The following is a 19,768-nucleotide window of genomic DNA, read 5'->3' as shown; positions in this document are numbered from 1 at the left end:
ACTCTTCCTCTTTTAGGCCGTCGCTCAAACCAGAGCGCCGGCGCGTAACTGCTGTAACAGGCGTTCAACGGGAGCGGCAAGCCCCACGGACGGTGGCTGGGCTAAGTTATACCAGAGAGCGTTGCCTTCATCCATGCATGCGCCAACAGACTGCACGCTGAGCCACATTGGCACAATATCCAGATGGAAATGGCTGAAGGTATGGCGGAAGGCGGTTTGCTGTTCGAGCTTGTCGGCTTTTATCTGACGCGCAGCCAGCCATTCACGTAATTCTGCCTCTGAGGCGAACTGTGGAAAACAGAACAGGCCGCCCCACAGGCCACTTGGTGGACGCTGAAGTAAAAGCACTTCGTTATCGTGCTGCATGATAAGGAAATAACCTTCGCGTTCAGGCAGCGTCTGTTTCGGTTTTTTGCCGGGATACTGCGCCCAGCTGTGATGGGCATAGGCCACACAACCGGTGTTTAAAGGGCAGAGTTCGCATTTCGGTTTCGAGCGCATACAGACCATCGCGCCCAGGTCCATCATCGCCTGGTTAAAACGCTCCACGCCTTTCGCGGGCGTGACATCTTCGCTGATTGACCACAGGCGCTTTTCCACGTCTTTCTTGCCCGGCCAACCGTCGACAGCGTAGCAGCGTGCTAAAACGCGCTTCACGTTACCGTCGAGGATCGGGAAATGTTTGCCTAAAGAAAGCGAAAGGATGGCGCCCGCCGTAGAGCGGCCAACGCCCGGTAAATCGGCAACTTCTTCAAACGTTTCAGGGAATTTGCCTTGGTGAAGCGTGGCAACCTGTTGAGCGGCTTTATGCAGATTGCGCGCACGAGCGTAATAGCCAAGGCCTGTCCACAGATGAAGGACTTCATCAAGCGGGGCATTGGCTAAATCGGTGACTGTCGGAAAGCGCGCCATAAAGCGTTCAAAATAGGGAATGACCGTCGCCACCTGCGTCTGTTGCAGCATCACCTCAGAGAGCCATACTTTGTACGGCGTTTTTTCTGTTTGCCAGGGCAGGGTCTTACGCCCATATTTGTCGTACCAGTCCAGTACCTGGGCTGAAAATTGAGAGGCTTGCATGGTTACCGATTCGCTGTATCAGGGACGCAGATTGCAGCACAGCGACAGCCTCGCTGTAAACCGGATCTTTCCCATGCTTGCATCCTCTCATTAACTTTGGATAATGCCCGTTTCCTTAAATACTCATCAGGTAGACTGAATTTTTATGAACAACGACGTCATTTCACCGGAATTTGATGAAAACGGCCGCCCGTTGCGCCGTATTCGCAGCTTTGTCCGCCGCCAGGGCCGCCTGACCAAAGGGCAGCAGCATGCGCTGGATAACTATTGGCCGGTGATGGGCGTTGAGTTCAGCGAAGCGCCGGTCGACTTTGTCGGCCTGTTCGGTCGCGAAGCCCCGACTACGCTGGAAATCGGTTTCGGCATGGGCGCATCGCTGGTCACCATGGCGAAAGCCAGGCCTGAACAGAATTTCTTAGGCATCGAAGTGCATTCCCCGGGCGTGGGCGCTTGCCTCGCTTCTGCGCACGAAGAGGGCGTGGAAAACCTGCGCGTGATGTGCCACGACGCGGTGGAAGTGCTGCACAAAATGATTCCTGACAATTCTTTGAACATGGTGCAGCTGTTTTTCCCTGACCCATGGCACAAAGCACGTCATAATAAGCGCCGTATCGTTCAGGCGCCGTTTGCCGAACTGGTGAAAGCTAAGCTGAAGCTGGGTGGTGTTTTCCACATGGCGACCGACTGGGAACCTTATGCGGAACATATGCTGGAAGTGATGTCCTCGCTCGAAGGGTATAAAAATGTCTCCGAGAGCAACGACTATGTTCCGCGTCCGGAATCGCGTCCGGTAACCAAATTTGAACAACGTGGCCATCGTCTTGGTCACGGCGTATGGGACTTAATGTTCGAGAGGGTGAAATAATGGCGAAAAACCGTAGCCGTCGTCTGCGTAAAAAAATGCACATCGACGAATTCCAGGAAGTGGGGTTCTCTGTTGCATGGCGTTTCCCGGAAGGGACTGACGTTGAGCAAATCGACAAAACCGTCGACCGCTTTATTGATGAAGTGATCGAGCCAAACAAGCTGGCGTTTGATGGCAGTGGCTATCTGGCCTGGGAAGGTCTGATTTGCCTGCAGGAAACCGGCAAATGTACCGAAGAGCACCAGGCCATTGTGCGTAAATGGCTGGAAGAGCAGAAGCTTGAAGAGGTACGCACCAGCGAACTTTTCGACGTCTGGTGGGACTAAGTCGCTATAAAGGGCCAGCAATCGCTGGCCCGTTTTGTCTTTACAGGAGTTTCTATGATGCGCAAAACGTTGCTGGCGGCGGCCCTCTCCATTACGGCTTTCGCCGCACAGGCGGATTATCAGTGCAGCGTCACCCCGCGTGACGATGTGATCCTCAACCCGCAAACCGTGCAGGTGAAAGGCGAAAACGGCAATCTGGTGATCACCCCAGACGGCAACGTGATGTTCAACGGCAAACAGTACACGCTGAGTGCCGCCCAGCGCGAACAGGCGAAAGATTATCAAGCCGAATTGCGCAGCGCGCTGCCATGGATTGACGAAGGCGCCCGCTCCCGCGTGGACAAAAGCCGTGCCGCGCTGGATAAAATCATCACCGAGCAGGTGGGAGCCAGCAGCAGCATGCATGGGCGTCTGACCAAACTGGACGCGCAGCTCAAAGAGCAGATGAACCGCATCATTGAGCACCGTACCGATGGCCTGACGTTCCACTACAAAGGTGTTGAGCAGGTACGAGCCGACGGCCAGAACCTGGTGAATCAGGCGATGGGCGGATTGTTGCAGGACAGCATCAATGAAATGGGCTCGAAAGCGGTACTGAAAGGCGGCGGTAACCCGCTGCAAAACATCCTCGGCAGCATGGGCGGTTTGCAAACCGCAGTGCAGAACGAATGGAAAAACCAGGAAGCGGATTTCCAGAAGTTCGGTAAAGACGTGTGCGGGCGAGTCATTTCACTGGAAGACAGCCGTAAAGCGCTGGTGGGGTCTTTGAAGTAATTCCGTGCCAGCCCCTCTCCCCGGCCCTCTCCCGCAGGGAGAGGGAGAAATAGCAGCCCACGGCTTTGGCTCCTAATCCCGCGGGGAGAGGGTCTTGATTTTAGTCCCCTCTCCCTTGGGGAGAGGGCTAGGGAGAGGGGGAGCAAGCGGTGAGGTGTTCCAGAATTTTCATCAATACCCCCTCCTCATTCTCCCTCAACTCATTATTCCAGAAGCGTAAAACTTCCCACCCTCGGGCATTTAGCCACGCCGTCCTTTGCCTGTCATAGTCTGCATTTTCTGCGTGTTGCCCTCCGTCGAGTTCGACAATCAATCTGGCGCGATAGCAGACAAAGTCCGCAACAAAGGGGCCGATCGGCATCTGTCGTCGAAACTTATACCCATGAAAGCGTTTTGCTCTCAGCAGATACCATAGCTGCTGTTCTTCTGGTGTTTGGTTAGTACGAAGTTGTTTTGCGATTTCCATCTCCCCACTCTGCCAGCAAATCAAACCACTGCCAGAGTGAGAAGAGGAAACGGGAAGCCAGCTTCCAGAATTTTTACATCAGACCCAATGCTTGCGGGATAAACAGTGAGATCTGTGGGATGTAGGTGATGAGCATCAGCGCGACCAGCAGGGCGGCGTAGAAGGGCAGAAGCGGCTTGATCAAATGCTGGATTTTCACCCCTGAAATCGAGCAGCCGACAAACAGCGCGCTGCCAACAGGCGGCGTCAGCAGGCCGATGCACAGGTTCGCCACCATCATGATGCCGAAGTGAACCGGGTCCATACCCAGCTCTTGCGCAATCGGCAGGAAGATTGGGGTGAAGATCAGTACTGCTGGCGTCATATCCATAAAGATACCCACGATCAGCAGCACGATGTTAATCAGCAGCAGAATGATCAATGGATTTTCTGAGATCCCCATCAGCGTGTCGCTGATCATGTACGGGATATCGGCGTTGGTCATTGCCCAGGACATGCCGACCGAAAAACCAATCAGCAGCAGAACGATAGACGTGGTCACCACCGATTCCAGAATAAGCTTTGGCAGGTCTCGCCATTTCACCTCACGGTAAATCAGTACCGAAAGGATAAAGGTGTAAACCACAGCAATGGCTGATGCTTCCGTGGCGGTAAAGATGCCGCCCAGAATGCCGCCCATCACGATGACGACCAGAAGCAGGCTCGGCAGCGCATCCAGCAACGCTTTCGCCGCCTGTGCACAGGTTGGGCGTTCAGACAACGGATAACCGCGACGTTTAGCGATAATGGCGCACACCGTCATGATGGCAAGACCCATCAAAATGCCCGGCAGATAGCCCGCCATAAACAACGATGCGACCGAAACGCCGCCCGCAGTCAGCGAGAACACAATCAGTACGTTTGAAGGTGGGATCAGCAAGCCAGTGATGCAAGACGACACGTTAACGGCTGTTGAAAACGCCGGGTCGTAGCCTTTTTTAGTCTGAATAGGATTCAGCGTGCCGCCAACAGCGGCGGCTGCTGCTACCGCAGAACCTGAAATGGAGCCAAACATCATATTCGCCAGCACGTTCACATGCCCGAGCGAGCCGGGTACGCGGCCGACCATCACCTGCGCCAGGTTGATGAGGCGTATGGCTATTCCGCCGCTGTTCATCAGCGTGCCCGCAAAAATAAAGAACGGGATAGCCAGCAGCGCAAAGTTATCCAGGCCGTTCGCCAGACGTTGAGACACTGTGATGACCGCGATATCCCACGGGAACATCAGCAACATAGATGCGACGGTAGCGATGCCGATAGAGAACGAAATAGGCACGCCGATAAAGACCAGCACGAAGAAACAACCGAATAAGGTCAGAGCAATTGACGCTTCCATTATTGCGAGGCCTCCTGCGGATGAGTCAGGCGAGTAATGCCCTGATAAATAAAGAACAGGGCGTAAAACATCATCACGAAGCCACACAGCGGCAAGATGAAGTAGACATAACCCATCGGGATTTGCATTGCTGCGGAAACCTGCGCGGTGGCCAGCGTTTTCTCAATCAGCTTGAGCCCACCGGTGACAATGACCAGCCCAGAAAATGCGAAAATGAGCAGATTGACGATCACGCTGAGGATGGCCTGACGCTGTGCATTCAGGGTCATCGCTAAGAGATCGATAGAGAGATGGCGTTGCGCGCCCACGGTGTAGGCCGCTCCGAGAAGCCCCACCCAAATCATCAGAAAGCGTGCCAGCTCATCCGTTATCGTGCTGGGCTGGTTCAGTACATAGCGGCTGAACACTTGCCACACTACGCAGATGACGAGTGCGACCATGACCGCCACGGAAAAGGCCGCGATGGTGCGATCCACCCCTTGCTTAATGCGGTTTAACATCATGATTATTCCCTGAAAAGGGCCTGAGACAGGCCCATGGCAGATTACTCGGCGGCTTGTTCGAATTTCGCCAGCAGTTCGGCTTGCTTTGGATCTTTTCTGAAGTCGTCATACAGCGGCTGTACGGCAGCACGGAACGGGGCTTTATCGACGCTGACAAATTCTCCGCCCATCGCTTTGGCCTGCGCTCGGGTTTCTTCTTCCACTTTTTTCCACGCCTGCTGCTGCCAGGCTTCGGAATCTTTAGCTGCTTTCGCGAGGATTTGCTGTTGTTCAGGCGTCAGCTTGTTCCAGGTTTTGGTGGAGATAACGAGGAAGTCAGGAATGGAGGCGTGTTCGTCCTCAGAGAAGACTTTGGCAATTTCGATGTGGCGAGTCTGAACCCAGGACGGCACGTTGTTTTCTGCGCCATCCACCACGCCCTGTTGCATCGCGGTATAGACTTCACCGAAAGAAATTGGGGTCGGTGCGCCGCCCATCAGCTCAATCATTTTCAGGGTGGTTGGGCTTGCCTGAACGCGAATTTTCAGCCCTTTTAAATCTTCAGGTTTAGTGATCGGTTTTTTCGCATAAAAACTACGGGTGCCGGCTACATAAGCTGACAGCGCAAAGAAACCTTTATCTTTGCTGGAATCCATAATTTCTTTACCGACGCTGCCAAAGACCACTTTATTAAAATGATCCTGGTCTTTAAATAAATAAGGCAGATTATAAATGGCGTAAATATTATCAAAGGATTCTAAATCACTGGCAGACCCTTTGGTCATATCCAGCGCGCCATTTTGTAATAATTCCATGGTTTCACGGGCGCTGCCCATTTGGCTGCTGGGATAAATGCGAATCGTCATTTTCCCGTCAGAAAGTTCTTTAACTTCTTTCGCCAGATGTTCAAACGTTTGGTGTACCACATGGCTACGTTCGAGGTTATGTGCCAGTTTTAACGTGACTTTTTCAGCAGCCTGCGCGCTCGTTGCAAACAGGGCAAGCAGAGAAGCGCCCAGCAGAGTACGGGTAAAAGAGGTCTTTTTCATTGATGGCTCCATGCTCATGAATACTCAGGGTGGTTTACAGATAATGCAATCCAGGAAAAATCTGTATGACATCTTATCCTGGTTGTCAGACATGCAGATCTCGTCGAGTTCACATTTTTTTACCTGTAAACGGACGGCACTTTATTTTTGTGCGCTGTGTTGGGTTTATTTATCGAATGTGAATGCGGGAGTTATTCAGGAAGTCATTATTAGTTGAATGACTAACAATAAATAACGAGGTGAATGCTCGGCTTTTACGAAATGATGAGATCGGCAAGGCGCAGATCTCATCAATAAGGATTATTCTTCGCTGAGGAAGATTTCCAATAGCGAGTTCAAAAATAATTTCCCGTGATCGGTAATTTGCCATTCGGTGGCGGTTTCAGTCTGCGCCAGCGCTTCAGATAGCAATCTTCCAGGAGACGCACAGGACCGGTTTTTAACGTGCGTGTTTTTGCCAAATCCCAGGTTATCGCCAAAGTGCCTGGTACCGATATTATGCTGGCGCTGATAACCTGGTTTTGTGTGAACCGAAATTTCGGCGTATTGATTTTCAGGAGGCGATAAGTCGCGAGCATTTTTGCTCGGAAATAATATTTCCCGGCATATTCAAAAATATTCATCAAATCAATAATATTTTAACATTCATAAATAATATCACCGTTGGCCAGTGTGAACATTATTTCTCAGTCAGTTATTCCTGGCGTAGCAACCAGGGCAAACCATGAAGTGAATATTGCCTAAGCAACACAATTTGTGGTAGAGGTAACAGGGCAATACGGGGGAGATAATTGCCAGATTGTCAATCGGGGTTTGCTGTTTTTGGCTCGTGATGCTGTGAAGGTTAACCTGCGGATTATGTGCTGCCAGCAAATAACAAGATTATGGATTTGTGCTGATTGTTTAAAAAAGGCAGTGATTCCGTCTTCGCTGTCTTGAGTATTGAATTGATAAAATGCTTCTGCCGGGACTGGTTGACATTTGTTTCGCATTCGCCGTTTTTGCTTTTACATTTCCTCAGGGACAGGAGAAAAATATTGAAACCCTCAGCCGCTAATGAAGACACCGCAGAATATTCCAGGCTGCATCCTCGAGTTTTTGAACCCTCTACGCTAATCGTGTTAGTCGGTCTTAGCATATTTGGAGCGATGATCGGTATTCAGTTGCTCACCACCCTTGGCGTCACGCCTAATACAGCCATTATCGGTGCCATGATCGCGATGATAATTGCGCGTATTCCGATGCAGATGTTTATGCGATTCCGCTCGATTCATGTGCAGAATCTGGCTCAAAGTGCTATTTCCTCCGCGACCTTTGGTGCCGCAAACTCGTTGTTGCTGCCAATCGCAATCCCTTGGTTATTTGGACGTGAGGATTTGGTGATGCCGATGTTCATTGGTGTCTCGCTGGCAATGCTGCTCGATGCATGGATGCTCTATCGGTTGTTCGACACCCGCATTTTTCCGGCGGAAGGCACCTGGCCACCGGGAGTAGCAGCGGCTGAATCTATTAAAGCTGCCGATCGCGGTGGTAAGCAGGCGGCGCTGCTCGGCACGGGTATTGCCATCGGCGCTGTCGGCTCCTGGCTGAAATTCCCGATGGCTGCGCTTGGCACCGCTTTTATCGGCAACGTCTGGGCGCTAGGGATGCTTGGCGTTGGCTTCATGTTACGCGGTTATTCTGAGCCGCTGTTTAGTATTGATCTCAATAAACTTTATTTGCCCCACGGAGTGATGGTCGGCGCCGGACTGGTGGCACTGCTGCAAATTATTCGACTGATGCGCCACAGCAAGCACCAGCCTCGTGTTAAAACCGATTCAAAAACGTTGTCGGAGACGCAAAACGATTGCATTGCTAAGACCCTGCGTATGGGCGCATTAGGCTTTGTTATCATTTCGGCGCTGATTGCCTTGACCTGCGGCTTGTATGCCAATATGACGTTGCCCTGGCTACTGGCCTTTATCCTCTACGCTGCTTTTGCCGCTTTTGTGCACGAAATCATCGTGGGGCTGGCAGCAATGCACTCCGGCTGGTTTCCGGCGTTCGCCGTTGCCCTCATCACACTTATTGGCGGGATACTTATCGGATTTCCTCCGGAGACACTGGTGGTGTTATGCGGCTTTTCGGCGGCAACCGGGCCAGCGTTCGCTGATATGGGGTATGACCTGAAGACAGGCTATATCCTGCGCGATAAAGGCCGCTATACGACTTTCGAACTTGATGGACGCCGTCAGCAACTTTTTGCCGCTATGCTGGCGTTTGTCGTCGCGATACCGGTTGTGCTGTTTACCTTCAACGACTTCTTTTCTCGAGGGCAAGTGCCGCCGGTGGCGAAAGTCTATGTGGCGGCCATCAATGCTGGTGTTTCCGCCGACATTGCCCTGTCGTTGCTGTTATGGGCTGTGCCCGGCGCCATCATTCAATATATTGGCGGGCCAAAGCGACAGATGGGCGTTCTGCTGGCTACGGGGTTACTTATCAGTAATCCACTGGCGGGATGGGCCGTACTAAGCGGTCTGGCAATTCGCGTCATCGCCCTGCGGGTTTATGGGGACAAAATACGAAACAATATGGAAATCATTGCCGCCGGGCTTATCGCCGGTGATGTGCTGTTCAACTTCTTTAACTCGTTATTCACGAGCGGAAAGAAATAGTTAATACACAACAGGGAGTTCGATAATGAGCCTGAAACACACTCTACAGGTTTTTGACATTCTGGACAGCGCATGGGCTAGCGGTGAAAAAGTGGCTGCGCTATTCGCCGACTATGCTGATGTGTCGCTGAGCGTGAAAACGATCCATGGCCCACGTGGTAAAACCGATTTTATTCGTATCATTATTCCTGGAAGTGAAGGAAAACGCGGCGGCGGTAGCGCACCCACTTTAGGTGTTATTGGACGTCTTGGCGGTATTGGTGCTCGTCCCGGTCGCATTGGCCTGGTTTCTGATGCTGATGGTGCCATTGCGGCTATTGCCTGCGCATTGAAACTGGCTGACATGCAGCGCCAGGGAGATGTCCTGTCGGGAGATGTCATTGTGACAACCCATATTTGCCCTGATGCGCCAACTCGCCCGCATGAACCGGTAGACTTTATGGACTCGCCCGTTGAAATCGAAGATATGAACGCGCAGGAAGTTATCCCGGAGATGGATGCGGTATTGTCTATCGATACGACAAAAGGAAATCGCATTATCAACCATAAGGGGTTTGCTATCTCCCCTACCGTGAAGCAGGGATATATCCTGCGAATTGCAGACGATTTGCTGCGTATCATGGAGATGACGACCGGCCAGTTGCCAGTGACGTTCCCCATTACAACGCAAGATATCACGCCCTATGGCAATGGGTTGTACCATCTCAACAGTATTCTGCAACCGTCTACCGCCACGGCAGCACCGGTAGTTGGGGTGGCTATCACAACCACCAGCATAGTGCCCGGCTGCGGTACGGGCGCCAGTCATGAAGTCGATATTGCGCTGGCGAGCCGGTTTGCCATCGAAGTAGCAAAAGAATTTACTCGCGGCGGCTGCCCATTCTACTGCCCTCAGGAATACCAACGCCTGCTGGATATGTATGGTTCAATGGCGCATCTGCAAAAACGTCCATAGCCACATCTGGCCTGACAGTTACCGTTTCTCGATACAGGTAACTGTCAGAATGCATCTGACTTAATTCTTCTCAGTCAGTAGAGCATGATGCAGCATTCTGAATCAGGACTTTTCTGCGAGAAACCACTCAAGAATGGCGTTCAGGAACAGCTTTCCATTGTCAGTAATTTGCCATTCGGTGGCGGATTCAGTTAGATAGCCCTGCGCCAGCACCCGATCAATCTGTGGCCGAATGGTTGATTCGGGTAACCCGGTGAATGCGGTGAATTCTGCACGCGGCGCAGGCTCCAGCAGGCGGAAGCGGTTCATGAAGAACTCTAAGGGTTTATCCTGAGCTTCCACATTGTGCTGACGCTCCAGATAGCGACCTTCCATATAACCGCGCGGATGACGCGTTTTAGCCGTACGCAGAATGCGCCCATCCGGGAACGTCACTTTGCCGTGTGCGCCGCAGCCAATGCCCAGGTAATCGCCAAAGCGCCAGTAGTTCAGATTGTGCTGGCACTGATAGCCCGGTTTGGCGTAAGCGGAGGTTTCATACTGCTGATAACCTGCGGCAGTCAGCAACTGATGGCCTTGTTCGTAAATATCCCACAGCGCGTCGTCGTCAGGCAGCTTCGGCGGGCGCGAACCAAACAGCGTGTTGGGTTCGATGGTTAACTGATACCACGACAAATGTGGTGGGTTGAGCTCAATAGCCTGGCGCAAATCGTCCAGCGCTTGTTCCAGCGTTTGATCCGGCAGGCCGTGCATCAAATCCAGGTTAAAGCTACGCAGGCCAAGACCTGTTGCCAGATGTGTGGCGCGCTTAGCTTCGTCTGAATCGTGAATACGCCCGAGGCGCTTGAGCTTCGGTTCGCTAAAGCTTTGCACACCGATGGAAATTCGGTTTACCCCGGCGCGCTGATACTCCACAAAGCGATCCGCTTCTACAGTACCCGGGTTGGCTTCCATGGTGATTTCTGCATCCGCGGCCAGATTAAGGCGCGCGCGAACTCCATCAAGCAACGTGTGCATGGCCGGGCCAGAAAGCAGGCTTGGCGTGCCTCCGCCGATAAAAATCGTTTTTACTTCGCGTCCCTGCGCGTAAGGTACGTCTTCATCCAGGTCAGCGAGCAGATGCTGCACATAATCATCGTGCGGCACTTCGCCTTTCAGGGCGTGCGAATTGAAATCGCAGTACGGGCATTTCTGCACGCACCAGGGAATATGAATGTATAAACTCAGCGGAGGTAACACGGTCATTAACGCAGGGCTTCCAGTAACAATTTCAGCGCCTGTCCACGGTGGGACACGGCAATTTTTTCTTCGCGGCTCAGTTCAGCGGCGGTTTTACCCGCTTCTGGCACGAAGAAGATCGGATCGTAGCCAAAGCCGCCGTTGCCTGCTGCTTCGCGGGTGATAATGCCCGGCCAGCTGCCGTGACACACCAGCGGCGTTGGATCTTCAGCATGACGCATATAGACCAGCACGCAGTGGAACTGTGCCTGGCGTTGGTCTTCAGGCACGTCTTTCAGCGCAACCAGCAGCTTTTCCAGGTTCTGCTGATCCGTTGCCTCCTCACCGGCATAGCGTGCGGAATAGATGCCAGGCGCGCCGCCAAGCACATCTACCGCCAGGCCGGAATCATCGGCAATGGCTGGCAGGCCAGTGACTTTCGCCGCGTGGCGCGCTTTCAGAATGGCATTTTCGATAAATGTCAGCCCGGTCTCTTCCACCGACTCAACGTTCAGCTCAGTCTGTGCCACGACGTCGAGCCCGAAATCACTCAGCAGCGAGGAAAGCTCGCGCACTTTACCGGCATTACCGGTAGCCAGAACTACTTTTTGCATGGGATGTCCTGCTTTATGAGCGCTTCCACGCCCGAAGGGAGTTGTTGCGGATGGAGAATTTTTACCTGTTTGTGGCGTCCAGTCTCACCTTTCTCAATTATCACCTGGCTTTTTGCCACGCGAAACTGTTTGCCGAGAAATTTCACCAGGTGGGCGTTGGCCTGACCATCAACAGGTGGGGCGGTGATGGCGACTTTCAGTTCGTCGCCATGCAGCCCAACAATGCTGTCACGGCTGGCTTTAGGCTGAATATACAGCCGTAAAACCAGCCCGTCGTCGCACAGGTCGACGGCACTCATAGTGCCATCCACAGCCCCGGCAGCAGCATATTTCCGGTGGCCTGAAGCAGTTCGGTGATGCCCATGTTGATGACATACAGCAGCAACACGAGGATCATCGGCGAGAAATCAATGCCACCCATTGAAGGCAACAGGCCGCGAATTGGGCGCAGCAGCGGGTCAGCAAGCTGCATCAGCACGAATTCAACCGGGCTGCGGCCACGGCTGACCCAGCTCATGATAGCCATCAGCATCAGCACCCAGAAAATCAGCAGACCGATCGTTTTGATGAGGATAAGCACCGCGGCAATCCAGATAATCGGCTCGAAGGTGATGACCATAAACAGCACGATAGCCTTGAGTACGCAGAGCACAAAGGCTATCAGCAGCGATGAGCTGTCAATCGGGCCCATCGCCGGGATAACACGGCGCAGCGGCCCGACAATCGGCTGCGTGGCTTTCACCACGAACTGCGAAAACGGGTTGTAAAAATCACAGCGGGCCCACTGCATCCAGACGCGGAGCAGCATCACCATGGTGTACAGCTCAATCACGGTCGAAAGCAGGAAAGTCAACGTCTTCATGGCGTTCCTCAGTTTTCCTTATTTATTGTTTTGGGTAATCGCGTGCGCCAAAAATGGCGGTCCCGATGCGTACCATTGTGCTGCCTGCAGCAATCGCGGCAGCCATATCGTCTGACATGCCAAGCGACAGCGTGTCCACGTCAGCGTAGCGTGTTTTCAACCGGGCAAATGCTACCGCCATTTGTTGGGCTACCGCAAATTGCCTTACATATTCTGACTCAGGAGCCGGAATAGCCATCAGCCCACGAAGGCGCAGGTGAGGCAACGCGGCAATGGCTTCTGCCAGCGCATCAACGTCTTGCGGAGCAATACCTGACTTGCTGGATTCGTCGCTGATGTTGACCTGAATAAGCACGTTCAACGGCGGAAGGTGCGCCGGGCGCTGCTCGCTCAGGCGCGTGGCAATGCGCAGGCGATCAACGGTATGGCACCAGTCAAAATGCTCGGCCACCAGACGGCTTTTGTTCGACTGCAAAGGGCCGATAAAGTGCCATTCCAGTTCAGTCTGACCGGTTTCCTGAAAATAGCGGATTTTCTCCACGCCTTCCTGAACGTAGTTTTCACCAAACGCTCGCTGGCCTGCACGGATAGCTTCTTCGATCGCGCTCGCAGGTTTGGTCTTACTGACTGCAAGCAGAGTAATTTCTTCTGGAGCACGGCTGCAAAGGGCAGCAGCGGCTGAGATTTTCTCCCTGACCTGTGCCAGGTTATGCGCAATGTCGTTCATTTTCAGGGTGATCATATGGATATGCAGGAAATTGTGGCCCTTAGTGTAAAGCATAATGTCTCGGATCTACACCTGTGCAACAGCGGCGCTGTGCGCTGGCGGCGGCAGGGCAGGCTCGAACCCGCCCCCTTCGAGGCACCCGATCCGCAAATTCTGCTGCTGGACTGGCTCAGTGATGCAGTACGGCTTCAGTGGCAGCAGGAAAATCAGTGTGACTTTGCGGTTCAGGCGAGTGACGGCAGGCGGCTACGGGCCAGCGCTTTTCGTCATGCCGAAGGTGTCTCCCTGGTGCTGCGCCTGCTGCCTGAAAGATGCCCGCAGCTCGCCGAACTTGATGTTCCGGTTGCCATTACCGAGCTGTTAAACGAAGAGAGCGGACTGATTCTGGTGACGGGGGCAACGGGCAGTGGAAAATCAACGACGCTGGCGGCGATGGTCAATCACCTGAATCACCACCGCGACGGACATATTCTGACGCTGGAAGATCCGGTGGAATTTGTTCACCACAGCGAGCGCTGCCTGATTCATCAGCGAGAAGTGGGGGCTCACTGCGATTCTTTCGCTGCGGCGTTACGCGTTGCATTGCGGCAAGATCCCGATGTGATTTTATTGGGAGAATTGCGTGATACCGAAACCATTCGTCTGGCGCTTACAGCAGCAGAAACCGGGCATCTGGTGCTGTCCACATTACACACGCGCGGCGCGGCGCAAGCTATCGAGAGGCTGGTGGATGTCTTTCCCGCAGGTGAAAAGGAACAAGTACGCAGCCAGCTGGCAGGCAGCCTATGTGCGGTGTTAGCGCAAAAATTGCTGCCTGATAAACAGGGGGGCAGAGTCGCGCTGTATGAGCTGCTGGTTAACACGCCTGCGGTTGGCAGCCTGATTCGCGAAGGGAAAACGCATCAGTTGCCCGGCGTGATGCAAACCGGGCAACTGGCGGGCATGTTGACGTTTGCGCAGAGCTATCAGCAGCGGCAAGTCGCCGGAAGGCTCCAGGCGATATTCAGTGAATAAACGGCAGGAAGTGCGCCAGCCGTGGCGAGAATTTCCAGCCGTATTTCACGGGTACGCAGCGGCGTGGTAAAGCGGTGGGTGCAGACGGAATGGTGATTGTCGGTGACTTCTGCCAGCAACGTTTCACCCGCCCATAGCCGATAGTGCGTAATGCAGTGAGGTGTCACCGCGTTAACGTGGCCCATTTGCACGGTTTCCATCGCGTTGTCGAAATCGTTGTCCTGAACCAGCGTCAGGCTGTGGAGGGTCTGGTCTTGCTCCCACTGCCAGCGAACGGTAGGGGTTTTATCGGTGAGGGCGGGCTTCCACATGGTGCCTGTCTGGCAGTCGGTCATTGGGATGTCTTTGCTCGCCCATGAAAGTGATGAGCAGCTTCAGCAGCGTTTTTCTGCTGAGCAGTGGCAACAGCTCGCGCCACATGTTCAGCAACAGCGAGAGCTTGGGCATGTGGTCTGGCATCACAGCGATGGCGAAGTGTCGATGGCGCAGCCATTGGGCGCTCATTCCGCCGCGCTCGCTTTTGCGGGGTTATGGCATCCCGACACTGATGATGTTGAGCATCGCCTGCAGTCTCTTCACGCACTGGCCCAGGATCTGATGGCTCATAGCTAATTTGTTTCTTTTATAGAAACAGTTAACGATATGCAAAGAACAGGACAAAGAACTGTGAGCGCGATCGCGCGTGCGTTGTTTATCAGTGAGAATACGGTCAGAACCCACCTGTACAATGTTTTTCGCAAACTGAGCGTGAAAAACAGAACACAGGCAGTGAGTTGGGCGAACGAGAATCTACACCACTGATTTTATTGCCAGTTTCCCTCTCCCCGAAAGGGGAGGGGGATTAAAAACCCTGCTCGAAAAAGCTTTCCAGAATGACGACCGCGGAAGCGGAGTCGACCTTTCCTTTGTTCAGCGCCCGATAGCCGCCTTGTTCAAACAGGCCCGCTTTCGCTTCTACCGTGCTGAGACGCTCATCATGCAGAATGATTTTCACACCAAAACGGCCATGGATTTTATTGGCAAAGTTACGTGCGCGTGCGGTGAGCGGTTGTTCGGTGCCATCCATGTTCAGCGGTAAACCGACGATCACCGCTTCAGGCTGCCACTCTTTAAGCAATTTTTCGATAGCGTTCCAGTCGGGGGTGCCATCCTGCGCCTTGAGCGCGCCAAGCGGACGGGCCGTGCCAGTGATGCGCTGCCCAACGGCAACGCCAATACTGCGTGTCCCGAAATCGAAACCAATCAGTGTGCCGCTCATTATGCGTGCCCCGCCACACCAGACATGGTCTGGATATCAATCCCAATCAGACGAGCCGCATCACGCCAGCGATCGGCTATCGGGGTTTTGAACAGAATGTTCATGTCGGCCGGTGCAGTCAGCCAGGCATTATCGAGAATTTCCTGCTCCAGCTGGCCCTTCTCCCAGGACGCGTAGCCCAGCGCAACCAGCACTTCTGTCGGTTGTTCCGCTGTGCCGATTGTCTCCAGCACATCACGGGAAGTGGTGATCACCGTGTTGTCTGAAATGCGGATGCTGGAGGAAAACGTTGACGGAGGCGTATGCAAAATAAAGCCTCGATCTTCTGCCAGCGGGCCGCCGAGCATGACGGGCTTATCGAGACGAATGTCGGGATCGCGAGGATCGGGCGTAATCTTGAGCTTTTCCAGAATCCCTTCAACCTTCAGATTTTCCATCGGTTTATTGATGATGATCCCCATCGCTCCGTCGTCATTGTATTCACAAATGTAGACCACAGCGCGGCGAAACATCGGGTCCTGGAGAGCAGGCATGGCAATAAGAAAGTGGTGCTGTAAATTCATTGTCAGAGGTTCTGTTTCCTGGTTTAAAAAGCAACAACGGCCAGTATGAGGGGAAACCAGGGCGCTGTCGAGAGAAGGCGGGATCCCTCCCGCCCTGGCGGTTACTTGCCCAGACGCTTTTCAATAGCGTCCATCAACATACCGGTGATGGAGACAGGGAATTCCGCTTCGATTTCGCGGATGCAGGTCGGGCTGGTGACGTTAATTTCTGTCAGGCGATCGCCGATAATGTCGAGGCCCACGAAAATCAGCCCTTTCTCTTTCAGCGTTGGCGCAACTTTACGGGCAATTTCCCAGTCGCTTTCAGACAGTGGACGCGGCTCGCCACGGCCACCGGCGGCCAGGTTACCACGGGTTTCGCCACCTTGTGGAATACGCGCCAGGCAGTACGGAACCGGCTCACCGTCTACAACCAGAACACGTTTGTCACCGTCTTTAATGGCGGGCAGGTAATTCTGCGCCATGCAGTAGCGGGTGCCGAGTTCGGTCAGGGTTTCGGCGATAACGCCGATGTTTGGGTCATCCTGCTTCACGCGGAAAATCGATGCGCCGCCCATGCCGTCCAGCGGTTTCATAATGATGTCACCGTGCTGCTGCCAGAAGGCTTTCAGCTGGGCTTTGTTGCGGGTGACCAGTGTTTCCGGCGTCAGGTCAGAGAACCAGGCGGTGAACAGCTTTTCGTTACAGTCGCGCAGGCTCTGCGGTTTGTTGACGATCAGCGTGCCTTTTTCTTCTGCGCGCTCAAGCACATAGGTTGCATAGATGTATTCGGTATCGAACGGAGGATCTTTACGCATCAGAATGACGTCGAGATCGGCCAGCGCCAGATCCTGTTCGCCGTTGAAGCTATACCAGCCGTCATAGTTCTGCTCAACGCTGAGCAGGCGAGTCTGCGCGCGCGCTTCACCGTTAATCAGATAGAGATCGTTCATCTCCATATAGTGGAGTTCGTAACCACGACGCTGCGCTTCCAGCAGCATGGCGAAGCTGGAATCTTTCTTGATATTGATCTTCGCGATGGGGTCCATCACGATGCCGAGCTTGATCATTACTCTTCTCCTGTAACGCGAGTATTAGCCCAGATCGCCAAAACGCACCTGCAGTGCGGTGATGGCGGTGAGCGCAGTGGTCTCAGTACGCAGAACGCGAGGTCCCAACAGAATATCAGTAAACTGGTAACGAGCGGTCATGGCAATTTCCTCTGCCGACAGCCCGCCTTCCGGACCAATCAGCAGGCGAACACGTTCCACCGGTAACGGCAGCGTGTTGATACTGGCGCTGGCGCGAGGATGCAGATTGAGTTTCAAGCCGCTCTCTTCTTCGGCACACCAGGCTTCCAGATCCATGGCCGGACGAATTTCCGGCACCACGTTACGGCCTGACTGTTCGCAGGCGGCGATGGCAATTTTCTGCCACTGCTGGAGCTTCTTGTTCAGGCGTTCGGCGTCCAGTTTAACGCCGCAGCGCTCGGAAAAAAGTGGCGTAATGAGGCTTACACCCAGTTCAATGGATTTCTGGATGGTGAATTCCATTTTCTCCCCGCGCGACATCACCTGGCCGAGGTGAATGTGCAGCGGCGATTCGCGGTCATCGAGTTGAGCACTGAGCACATTCACCCGCACGCTCTTTTTATCCGCCTGAGTAATTTCAGCCTCAAAGACCTGATTGCTGCCATCAAACAGCTGAATCGCCTGGCCTTTGCCCATGCGCAGCACACGGCCAACGTGATTGGCGGCGTCATCGCTCAGGGCAATTTCATGGCCTGCGGTAACAGGCTCAGGGTGATAGATGCGGGGAATGCGCATAGGCTCAAAATTTCCGGATATCAGTTAACATTTGACGCTAGTGTAGGGTAGCTCTTTTGCGCCTGGCAAGCCTGCTGGACGTAAGGGTTATGATTCCCCTGAATTTCCGCAATGCGGGCATCGCGCTTGCACTCCCAGGCTGTGACTGGGTACATCTTATTCCAGGCGGTGAAGAGCTGCGATTGCTGGCGCGAAAGCGTGAGTTTATAGCGGTCAAGCATATAGAAGTAAGTGCGGGCAATGGCACCGCGTGCGCGTTCCGGCGGCTCGGCGACTTTGCCTTTGAAGTCCACCTTCATGGTGCACTGACCGTACTGGCCTTCGCCACCATTCCACTGGCTGTACATGAAGTTATTACGATCGCCATTCACTTCACCCACCGCGGGTTGCAGATTGTGCATATCGCTTTCCATCTGGCGATAAACGGGATCTTTCACGCAGTTTTTCCTTCCGCCATCCTGCCAACACTGGCGCTGATGGCCGAATTGCCAGGCAGGTACCACGTGCTCCCATTCGACGCGGCTGGCGCGGGTTTCATTTTTACGCACTTTATAGCCGCACGATCCCAGATCGATAACGCCTTTTTTCCCCTGCCAATTGATTTTACAGCCGCAGTAAAAATCGCCAGGGGCGTCGGCATTGACCTTCACGCCCGCCGCTTTGGCCTGAGAAAATGAGCTGATTCCAGCGGCCAGCGCATGGCCTGAAAGAGCTGAGCTAATCACTGCCAGCGTCAGAATAAATTTACGGGACATCACGAACTCCGTATCAAAACGAGCCCGCAACGTAACGAAACAGATTGTCAGATGCAATCAGTCAGATCAGAAAACTTCCAGTTATTTCCGATGGTTACTTTTCAGCCACCAGAGGATCGCCGCAGTGAACGCAGCGGTAGACAGCCTCACCGCGCAATACGCGATTGTGCCGACGAACGGTAAGCTGGTGCTGCTGGCAGCCGCAGCGATAGGGGAAGGTGTTTTTACGCACGGACTCCAGTTCAAACTGATGCGTACGACGAGCCGGCACGCCAAGCACGCTTTCCATCATCCATTTCCACTCTTTACCGTGCGGCGCGACACGGCCAAACCGCTTCCACACCAGCAGGTGTGCCAGTTCATGCGGCACGACTTCTTCGATAAATGCCTGCTGATTCTCCAGCAACAGCACAGGATTCAGGCGGATTTCATAGCTTTCCAGCCAGGCGGTACCCGCCGAGGTTCCCCGCTGGGTCCAGTTTAGCGTTGGCTCCGGGTAATCACGCCCGAGTGTCAGGTTTGCCTGGGCGAGTTTTTCCCGCAGGCTGCGCATGACAGCTTGCTGAACGGCGATGGGGAGGCGTGGGGTTTTCATAGCCGGGAAGGATAAAGCGACGAAAGGTGGAGTGCAAGGTGGAGATTTTTGTGCCGGGTGGCACTCCGTTTACCCGGCCTACGTTTCATTTGTAGGCCCGGCAAGCGTAGCGCCGCCGGGCATCAGACCGCACGAGGTAAATTGCAAACCCTTCTCTTTCGAGAAGGGTTTCAGACTGCTGACAAAGTCCTGGTCGAAAGGCCGGGACTTTGATCTAATAGGGTCAGTACAATTAATGGACTGACCGCCATGCTCAGAGAACTCTCCCCGCAGCAGTACCAGTTTGAAACCATCACCCTCGATGAACTGGTCCCTGAAGACCACCTGGTCCGCA

23 protein-coding genes and 4 pseudogenes are annotated in these 19,768 nt (G+C 53.7%); 8 read left to right on the top strand and 19 right to left on the bottom strand.

All coding sequences use genetic code 11. The annotated features are described in order from the left end of the window. Positions 1 to 24: 24 nt before the first annotated feature. Positions 25 to 1,077 carry an A/G-specific adenine glycosylase gene (gene mutY, locus ACLW56_RS20165; protein WP_330985490.1) on the bottom strand — a complete coding sequence of 351 codons (1,053 nt, stop codon included), beginning with the start codon at positions 1,075 to 1,077 and terminating at the stop codon, positions 25 to 27. Positions 1,078 to 1,222: 145 nt separating this feature from the next. Between mutY and trmB the strand changes: the two genes are divergently transcribed. The 3 genes from trmB to ACLW56_RS20150 are packed head-to-tail and all read left to right on the top strand — an operon-like array spanning position 1,223 to position 3,042. Further along, positions 1,223 to 1,942, top strand: coding sequence for a tRNA (guanosine(46)-N7)-methyltransferase TrmB (gene trmB, locus ACLW56_RS20160; RefSeq protein ID WP_330985489.1), 720 nt, complete (start codon positions 1,223 to 1,225; stop codon positions 1,940 to 1,942). Then, the gene (locus tag ACLW56_RS20155) at positions 1,942 to 2,268 is read left to right on the top strand and encodes a YggL family protein (RefSeq protein ID WP_330985488.1); all 327 of its coding nucleotides are present in this window, start codon (positions 1,942 to 1,944) and stop codon (positions 2,266 to 2,268) included. Before trmB ends, ACLW56_RS20155 begins: the two co-directional genes overlap by 1 nt. Before the next feature lie 54 nt (positions 2,269 to 2,322). Continuing rightward, positions 2,323 to 3,042, top strand: coding sequence for a DUF2884 domain-containing protein (locus ACLW56_RS20150; RefSeq protein ID WP_330985487.1), 720 nt, complete (start codon positions 2,323 to 2,325; stop codon positions 3,040 to 3,042). Between the two features lie 127 nt (positions 3,043 to 3,169). Here the strand turns inward: ACLW56_RS20150 and ACLW56_RS20145 are convergent, their stop codons facing one another. The 5 genes from ACLW56_RS20145 to ACLW56_RS20125 form a co-directional block, all read right to left on the bottom strand. Beyond that, complete coding sequence (locus ACLW56_RS20145) at positions 3,170 to 3,508, bottom strand: endonuclease domain-containing protein (RefSeq protein ID WP_330985486.1); 339 nt, start codon at positions 3,506 to 3,508, stop codon at positions 3,170 to 3,172. A 73-nt stretch (positions 3,509 to 3,581) separates the two neighbouring features. After that, the gene (locus ACLW56_RS20140; RefSeq protein ID WP_330985485.1) at positions 3,582 to 4,883 is read right to left on the bottom strand and encodes a TRAP transporter large permease subunit; all 1,302 of its coding nucleotides are present in this window, start codon (positions 4,881 to 4,883) and stop codon (positions 3,582 to 3,584) included. Further along, the gene (locus tag ACLW56_RS20135; protein ID WP_330985484.1) at positions 4,883 to 5,386 is read right to left on the bottom strand and encodes a TRAP transporter small permease; all 504 of its coding nucleotides are present in this window, start codon (positions 5,384 to 5,386) and stop codon (positions 4,883 to 4,885) included. Before ACLW56_RS20135 ends, ACLW56_RS20140 begins: the two co-directional genes overlap by 1 nt. A gap of 41 nt (positions 5,387 to 5,427) precedes the next feature. Beyond that, positions 5,428 to 6,414, bottom strand: a complete 987-nt coding sequence (locus tag ACLW56_RS20130; protein WP_330985483.1) for a TRAP transporter substrate-binding protein — start codon at positions 6,412 to 6,414, stop codon at positions 5,428 to 5,430. A 335-nt stretch (positions 6,415 to 6,749) separates the two neighbouring features. Continuing rightward, the gene (locus tag ACLW56_RS20125) at positions 6,750 to 7,037 is read right to left on the bottom strand and encodes a hypothetical protein (protein ID WP_415378016.1); all 288 of its coding nucleotides are present in this window, start codon (positions 7,035 to 7,037) and stop codon (positions 6,750 to 6,752) included. A gap of 459 nt (positions 7,038 to 7,496) precedes the next feature. Here ACLW56_RS20125 and ACLW56_RS20120 point away from each other — a divergent pair, with 459 nt between their 5' ends. Both ACLW56_RS20120 and ACLW56_RS20115 read left to right on the top strand, forming a co-directional pair. Further along, positions 7,497 to 9,068, top strand: coding sequence for an OPT/YSL family transporter (locus tag ACLW56_RS20120; RefSeq protein WP_330985526.1), 1,572 nt, complete (start codon positions 7,497 to 7,499; stop codon positions 9,066 to 9,068). Positions 9,069 to 9,093: 25 nt separating this feature from the next. Beyond that, entirely contained in the window at positions 9,094 to 10,023 is a 930-nt protein-coding gene (locus ACLW56_RS20115) for a DUF1177 domain-containing protein (RefSeq protein WP_330985482.1), read from the top strand. Positions 10,024 to 10,125: 102 nt separating this feature from the next. Here the strand turns inward: ACLW56_RS20115 and hemW are convergent, their stop codons facing one another. The 5 genes from hemW to ACLW56_RS20090 are packed head-to-tail and all read right to left on the bottom strand — an operon-like array spanning position 10,126 to position 13,444. Continuing rightward, positions 10,126 to 11,268 carry a radical SAM family heme chaperone HemW gene (gene hemW, locus ACLW56_RS20110; protein WP_330985481.1) on the bottom strand — a complete coding sequence of 381 codons (1,143 nt, stop codon included), beginning with the start codon at positions 11,266 to 11,268 and terminating at the stop codon, positions 10,126 to 10,128. Further along, positions 11,268 to 11,855 (bottom strand): XTP/dITP diphosphatase, encoded by a 588-nt coding sequence (locus ACLW56_RS20105; protein ID WP_330985480.1) that lies wholly within the window; start codon positions 11,853 to 11,855, stop codon positions 11,268 to 11,270. The genes hemW and ACLW56_RS20105 overlap by 1 nt, the downstream gene beginning before the upstream one ends. Then, positions 11,843 to 12,154, bottom strand: a complete 312-nt coding sequence (gene yggU, locus ACLW56_RS20100; protein WP_330985479.1) for a DUF167 family protein YggU — start codon at positions 12,152 to 12,154, stop codon at positions 11,843 to 11,845. Before yggU ends, ACLW56_RS20105 begins: the two co-directional genes overlap by 13 nt. Then, positions 12,151 to 12,717: a YggT family protein gene (locus tag ACLW56_RS20095; RefSeq protein ID WP_330985478.1), complete on the bottom strand. Its 567-nt coding sequence runs from the start codon at positions 12,715 to 12,717 to the stop codon at positions 12,151 to 12,153. Before ACLW56_RS20095 ends, yggU begins: the two co-directional genes overlap by 4 nt. A 22-nt stretch (positions 12,718 to 12,739) precedes the next feature. After that, positions 12,740 to 13,444 carry a YggS family pyridoxal phosphate-dependent enzyme gene (locus tag ACLW56_RS20090; protein ID WP_330985525.1) on the bottom strand — a complete coding sequence of 235 codons (705 nt, stop codon included), beginning with the start codon at positions 13,442 to 13,444 and terminating at the stop codon, positions 12,740 to 12,742. Between the two features lie 15 nt (positions 13,445 to 13,459). Between ACLW56_RS20090 and ACLW56_RS20085 the strand changes: the two genes are divergently transcribed. Further along, a complete protein-coding gene (locus ACLW56_RS20085) occupies positions 13,460 to 14,458 on the top strand; it encodes a type IV pilus twitching motility protein PilT (RefSeq protein WP_330985477.1) in 999 nt (332 codons plus the stop codon). Here the strand turns inward: ACLW56_RS20085 and ACLW56_RS20080 are convergent. Further along, positions 14,410 to 14,766 (bottom strand): annotated as a pseudogene (locus tag ACLW56_RS20080) (FAD-dependent oxidoreductase); the annotation flags it as partial. The gene ACLW56_RS20085 and the pseudogene ACLW56_RS20080 overlap by 49 nt on opposite strands. On the opposite strand from ACLW56_RS20080, the pseudogene ACLW56_RS20075 reads away from it, so the two are divergent. Further along, positions 14,756 to 15,070 (top strand): annotated as a pseudogene (locus tag ACLW56_RS20075) (IclR family transcriptional regulator); the annotation flags it as partial. The pseudogenes ACLW56_RS20080 and ACLW56_RS20075 sit on opposite strands and share 11 nt — an antisense overlap. Positions 15,071 to 15,133: 63 nt before the next feature. Further along, positions 15,134 to 15,259 (top strand): annotated as a pseudogene (locus ACLW56_RS20070) (LuxR C-terminal-related transcriptional regulator); the annotation flags it as partial. 40 nt (positions 15,260 to 15,299) lie between these two features. Here ACLW56_RS20070 and ruvX read toward each other — a convergent pair. The 7 genes and pseudogenes from ruvX to ACLW56_RS20035 all read right to left on the bottom strand — a co-directional run. Next, positions 15,300 to 15,716, bottom strand: coding sequence for a Holliday junction resolvase RuvX (gene ruvX, locus ACLW56_RS20065; protein ID WP_330985476.1), 417 nt, complete (start codon positions 15,714 to 15,716; stop codon positions 15,300 to 15,302). Further along, positions 15,716 to 16,279 carry a YqgE/AlgH family protein gene (locus ACLW56_RS20060; RefSeq protein ID WP_330985475.1) on the bottom strand — a complete coding sequence of 188 codons (564 nt, stop codon included), beginning with the start codon at positions 16,277 to 16,279 and terminating at the stop codon, positions 15,716 to 15,718. The genes ruvX and ACLW56_RS20060 overlap by 1 nt, the downstream gene beginning before the upstream one ends. 101 nt (positions 16,280 to 16,380) lie before the next feature. Beyond that, positions 16,381 to 17,328 carry a glutathione synthase gene (gene gshB, locus ACLW56_RS20055; RefSeq protein ID WP_330985474.1) on the bottom strand — a complete coding sequence of 316 codons (948 nt, stop codon included), beginning with the start codon at positions 17,326 to 17,328 and terminating at the stop codon, positions 16,381 to 16,383. Positions 17,329 to 17,352: 24 nt separating this feature from the next. Beyond that, positions 17,353 to 18,084: a 16S rRNA (uracil(1498)-N(3))-methyltransferase gene (gene rsmE, locus ACLW56_RS20050; RefSeq protein ID WP_330985473.1), complete on the bottom strand. Its 732-nt coding sequence runs from the start codon at positions 18,082 to 18,084 to the stop codon at positions 17,353 to 17,355. Positions 18,085 to 18,104: 20 nt separating this feature from the next. Beyond that, positions 18,105 to 18,839: a deoxyribonuclease I gene (gene endA / locus ACLW56_RS20045; RefSeq protein WP_330985472.1), complete on the bottom strand. Its 735-nt coding sequence runs from the start codon at positions 18,837 to 18,839 to the stop codon at positions 18,105 to 18,107. A gap of 94 nt (positions 18,840 to 18,933) precedes the next feature. Continuing rightward, positions 18,934 to 19,434 (bottom strand): SprT family zinc-dependent metalloprotease, encoded by a 501-nt coding sequence (locus ACLW56_RS20040; RefSeq protein WP_330985471.1) that lies wholly within the window; start codon positions 19,432 to 19,434, stop codon positions 18,934 to 18,936. Between the two features lie 78 nt (positions 19,435 to 19,512). After that, positions 19,513 to 19,768: pseudogene (locus ACLW56_RS20035) on the bottom strand (hypothetical protein); the annotation flags it as partial.

The organism is Pantoea sp. sgz302252, assembly GCF_047713085.1.
Taxonomy (GTDB): Bacteria; Pseudomonadota; Gammaproteobacteria; order Enterobacterales; family Enterobacteriaceae; genus Scandinavium.
This window is presented reverse-complemented; position numbering and strand designations above follow the sequence as displayed.

What these genes read in the sequence shown, in the direction of transcription:
- ACLW56_RS20085 (WP_330985477.1), top strand. Translation starts at nt 13,460, where the DNA reads ATGGATATGCAGGAAATTGTGGCCCTTAGTGTAAAGCATAATGTCTCG.
- endA (WP_330985472.1), bottom strand. Translation starts at nt 18,839, where the DNA reads ATGTCCCGTAAATTTATTCTGACGCTGGCAGTGATTAGCTCAGCTCTT.
- ACLW56_RS20040 (WP_330985471.1), bottom strand. Translation starts at nt 19,434, where the DNA reads ATGAAAACCCCACGCCTCCCCATCGCCGTTCAGCAAGCTGTCATGCGC.
- mutY (WP_330985490.1), bottom strand. Translation starts at nt 1,077, where the DNA reads ATGCAAGCCTCTCAATTTTCAGCCCAGGTACTGGACTGGTACGACAAA.
- ACLW56_RS20140 (WP_330985485.1), bottom strand. Translation starts at nt 4,883, where the DNA reads ATGGAAGCGTCAATTGCTCTGACCTTATTCGGTTGTTTCTTCGTGCTG.
- trmB (WP_330985489.1), top strand. Translation starts at nt 1,223, where the DNA reads ATGAACAACGACGTCATTTCACCGGAATTTGATGAAAACGGCCGCCCG.
- ACLW56_RS20115 (WP_330985482.1), top strand. Translation starts at nt 9,094, where the DNA reads ATGAGCCTGAAACACACTCTACAGGTTTTTGACATTCTGGACAGCGCA.
- ACLW56_RS20145 (WP_330985486.1), bottom strand. Translation starts at nt 3,508, where the DNA reads ATGGAAATCGCAAAACAACTTCGTACTAACCAAACACCAGAAGAACAG.
- ACLW56_RS20150 (WP_330985487.1), top strand. Translation starts at nt 2,323, where the DNA reads ATGATGCGCAAAACGTTGCTGGCGGCGGCCCTCTCCATTACGGCTTTC.
- ruvX (WP_330985476.1), bottom strand. Translation starts at nt 15,716, where the DNA reads ATGAGCGGCACACTGATTGGTTTCGATTTCGGGACACGCAGTATTGGC.
- hemW (WP_330985481.1), bottom strand. Translation starts at nt 11,268, where the DNA reads ATGACCGTGTTACCTCCGCTGAGTTTATACATTCATATTCCCTGGTGC.
- ACLW56_RS20135 (WP_330985484.1), bottom strand. Translation starts at nt 5,386, where the DNA reads ATGATGTTAAACCGCATTAAGCAAGGGGTGGATCGCACCATCGCGGCC.
- ACLW56_RS20125 (WP_415378016.1), bottom strand. Translation starts at nt 7,037, where the DNA reads ATGAATATTTTTGAATATGCCGGGAAATATTATTTCCGAGCAAAAATG.
- ACLW56_RS20130 (WP_330985483.1), bottom strand. Translation starts at nt 6,414, where the DNA reads ATGAAAAAGACCTCTTTTACCCGTACTCTGCTGGGCGCTTCTCTGCTT.
- ACLW56_RS20155 (WP_330985488.1), top strand. Translation starts at nt 1,942, where the DNA reads ATGGCGAAAAACCGTAGCCGTCGTCTGCGTAAAAAAATGCACATCGAC.
- ACLW56_RS20095 (WP_330985478.1), bottom strand. Translation starts at nt 12,717, where the DNA reads ATGAAGACGTTGACTTTCCTGCTTTCGACCGTGATTGAGCTGTACACC.
- ACLW56_RS20105 (WP_330985480.1), bottom strand. Translation starts at nt 11,855, where the DNA reads ATGCAAAAAGTAGTTCTGGCTACCGGTAATGCCGGTAAAGTGCGCGAG.
- ACLW56_RS20090 (WP_330985525.1), bottom strand. Translation starts at nt 13,444, where the DNA reads ATGAACGACATTGCGCATAACCTGGCACAGGTCAGGGAGAAAATCTCA.
- ACLW56_RS20060 (WP_330985475.1), bottom strand. Translation starts at nt 16,279, where the DNA reads ATGAATTTACAGCACCACTTTCTTATTGCCATGCCTGCTCTCCAGGAC.
- gshB (WP_330985474.1), bottom strand. Translation starts at nt 17,328, where the DNA reads ATGATCAAGCTCGGCATCGTGATGGACCCCATCGCGAAGATCAATATC.
- yggU (WP_330985479.1), bottom strand. Translation starts at nt 12,154, where the DNA reads ATGAGTGCCGTCGACCTGTGCGACGACGGGCTGGTTTTACGGCTGTAT.
- rsmE (WP_330985473.1), bottom strand. Translation starts at nt 18,084, where the DNA reads ATGCGCATTCCCCGCATCTATCACCCTGAGCCTGTTACCGCAGGCCAT.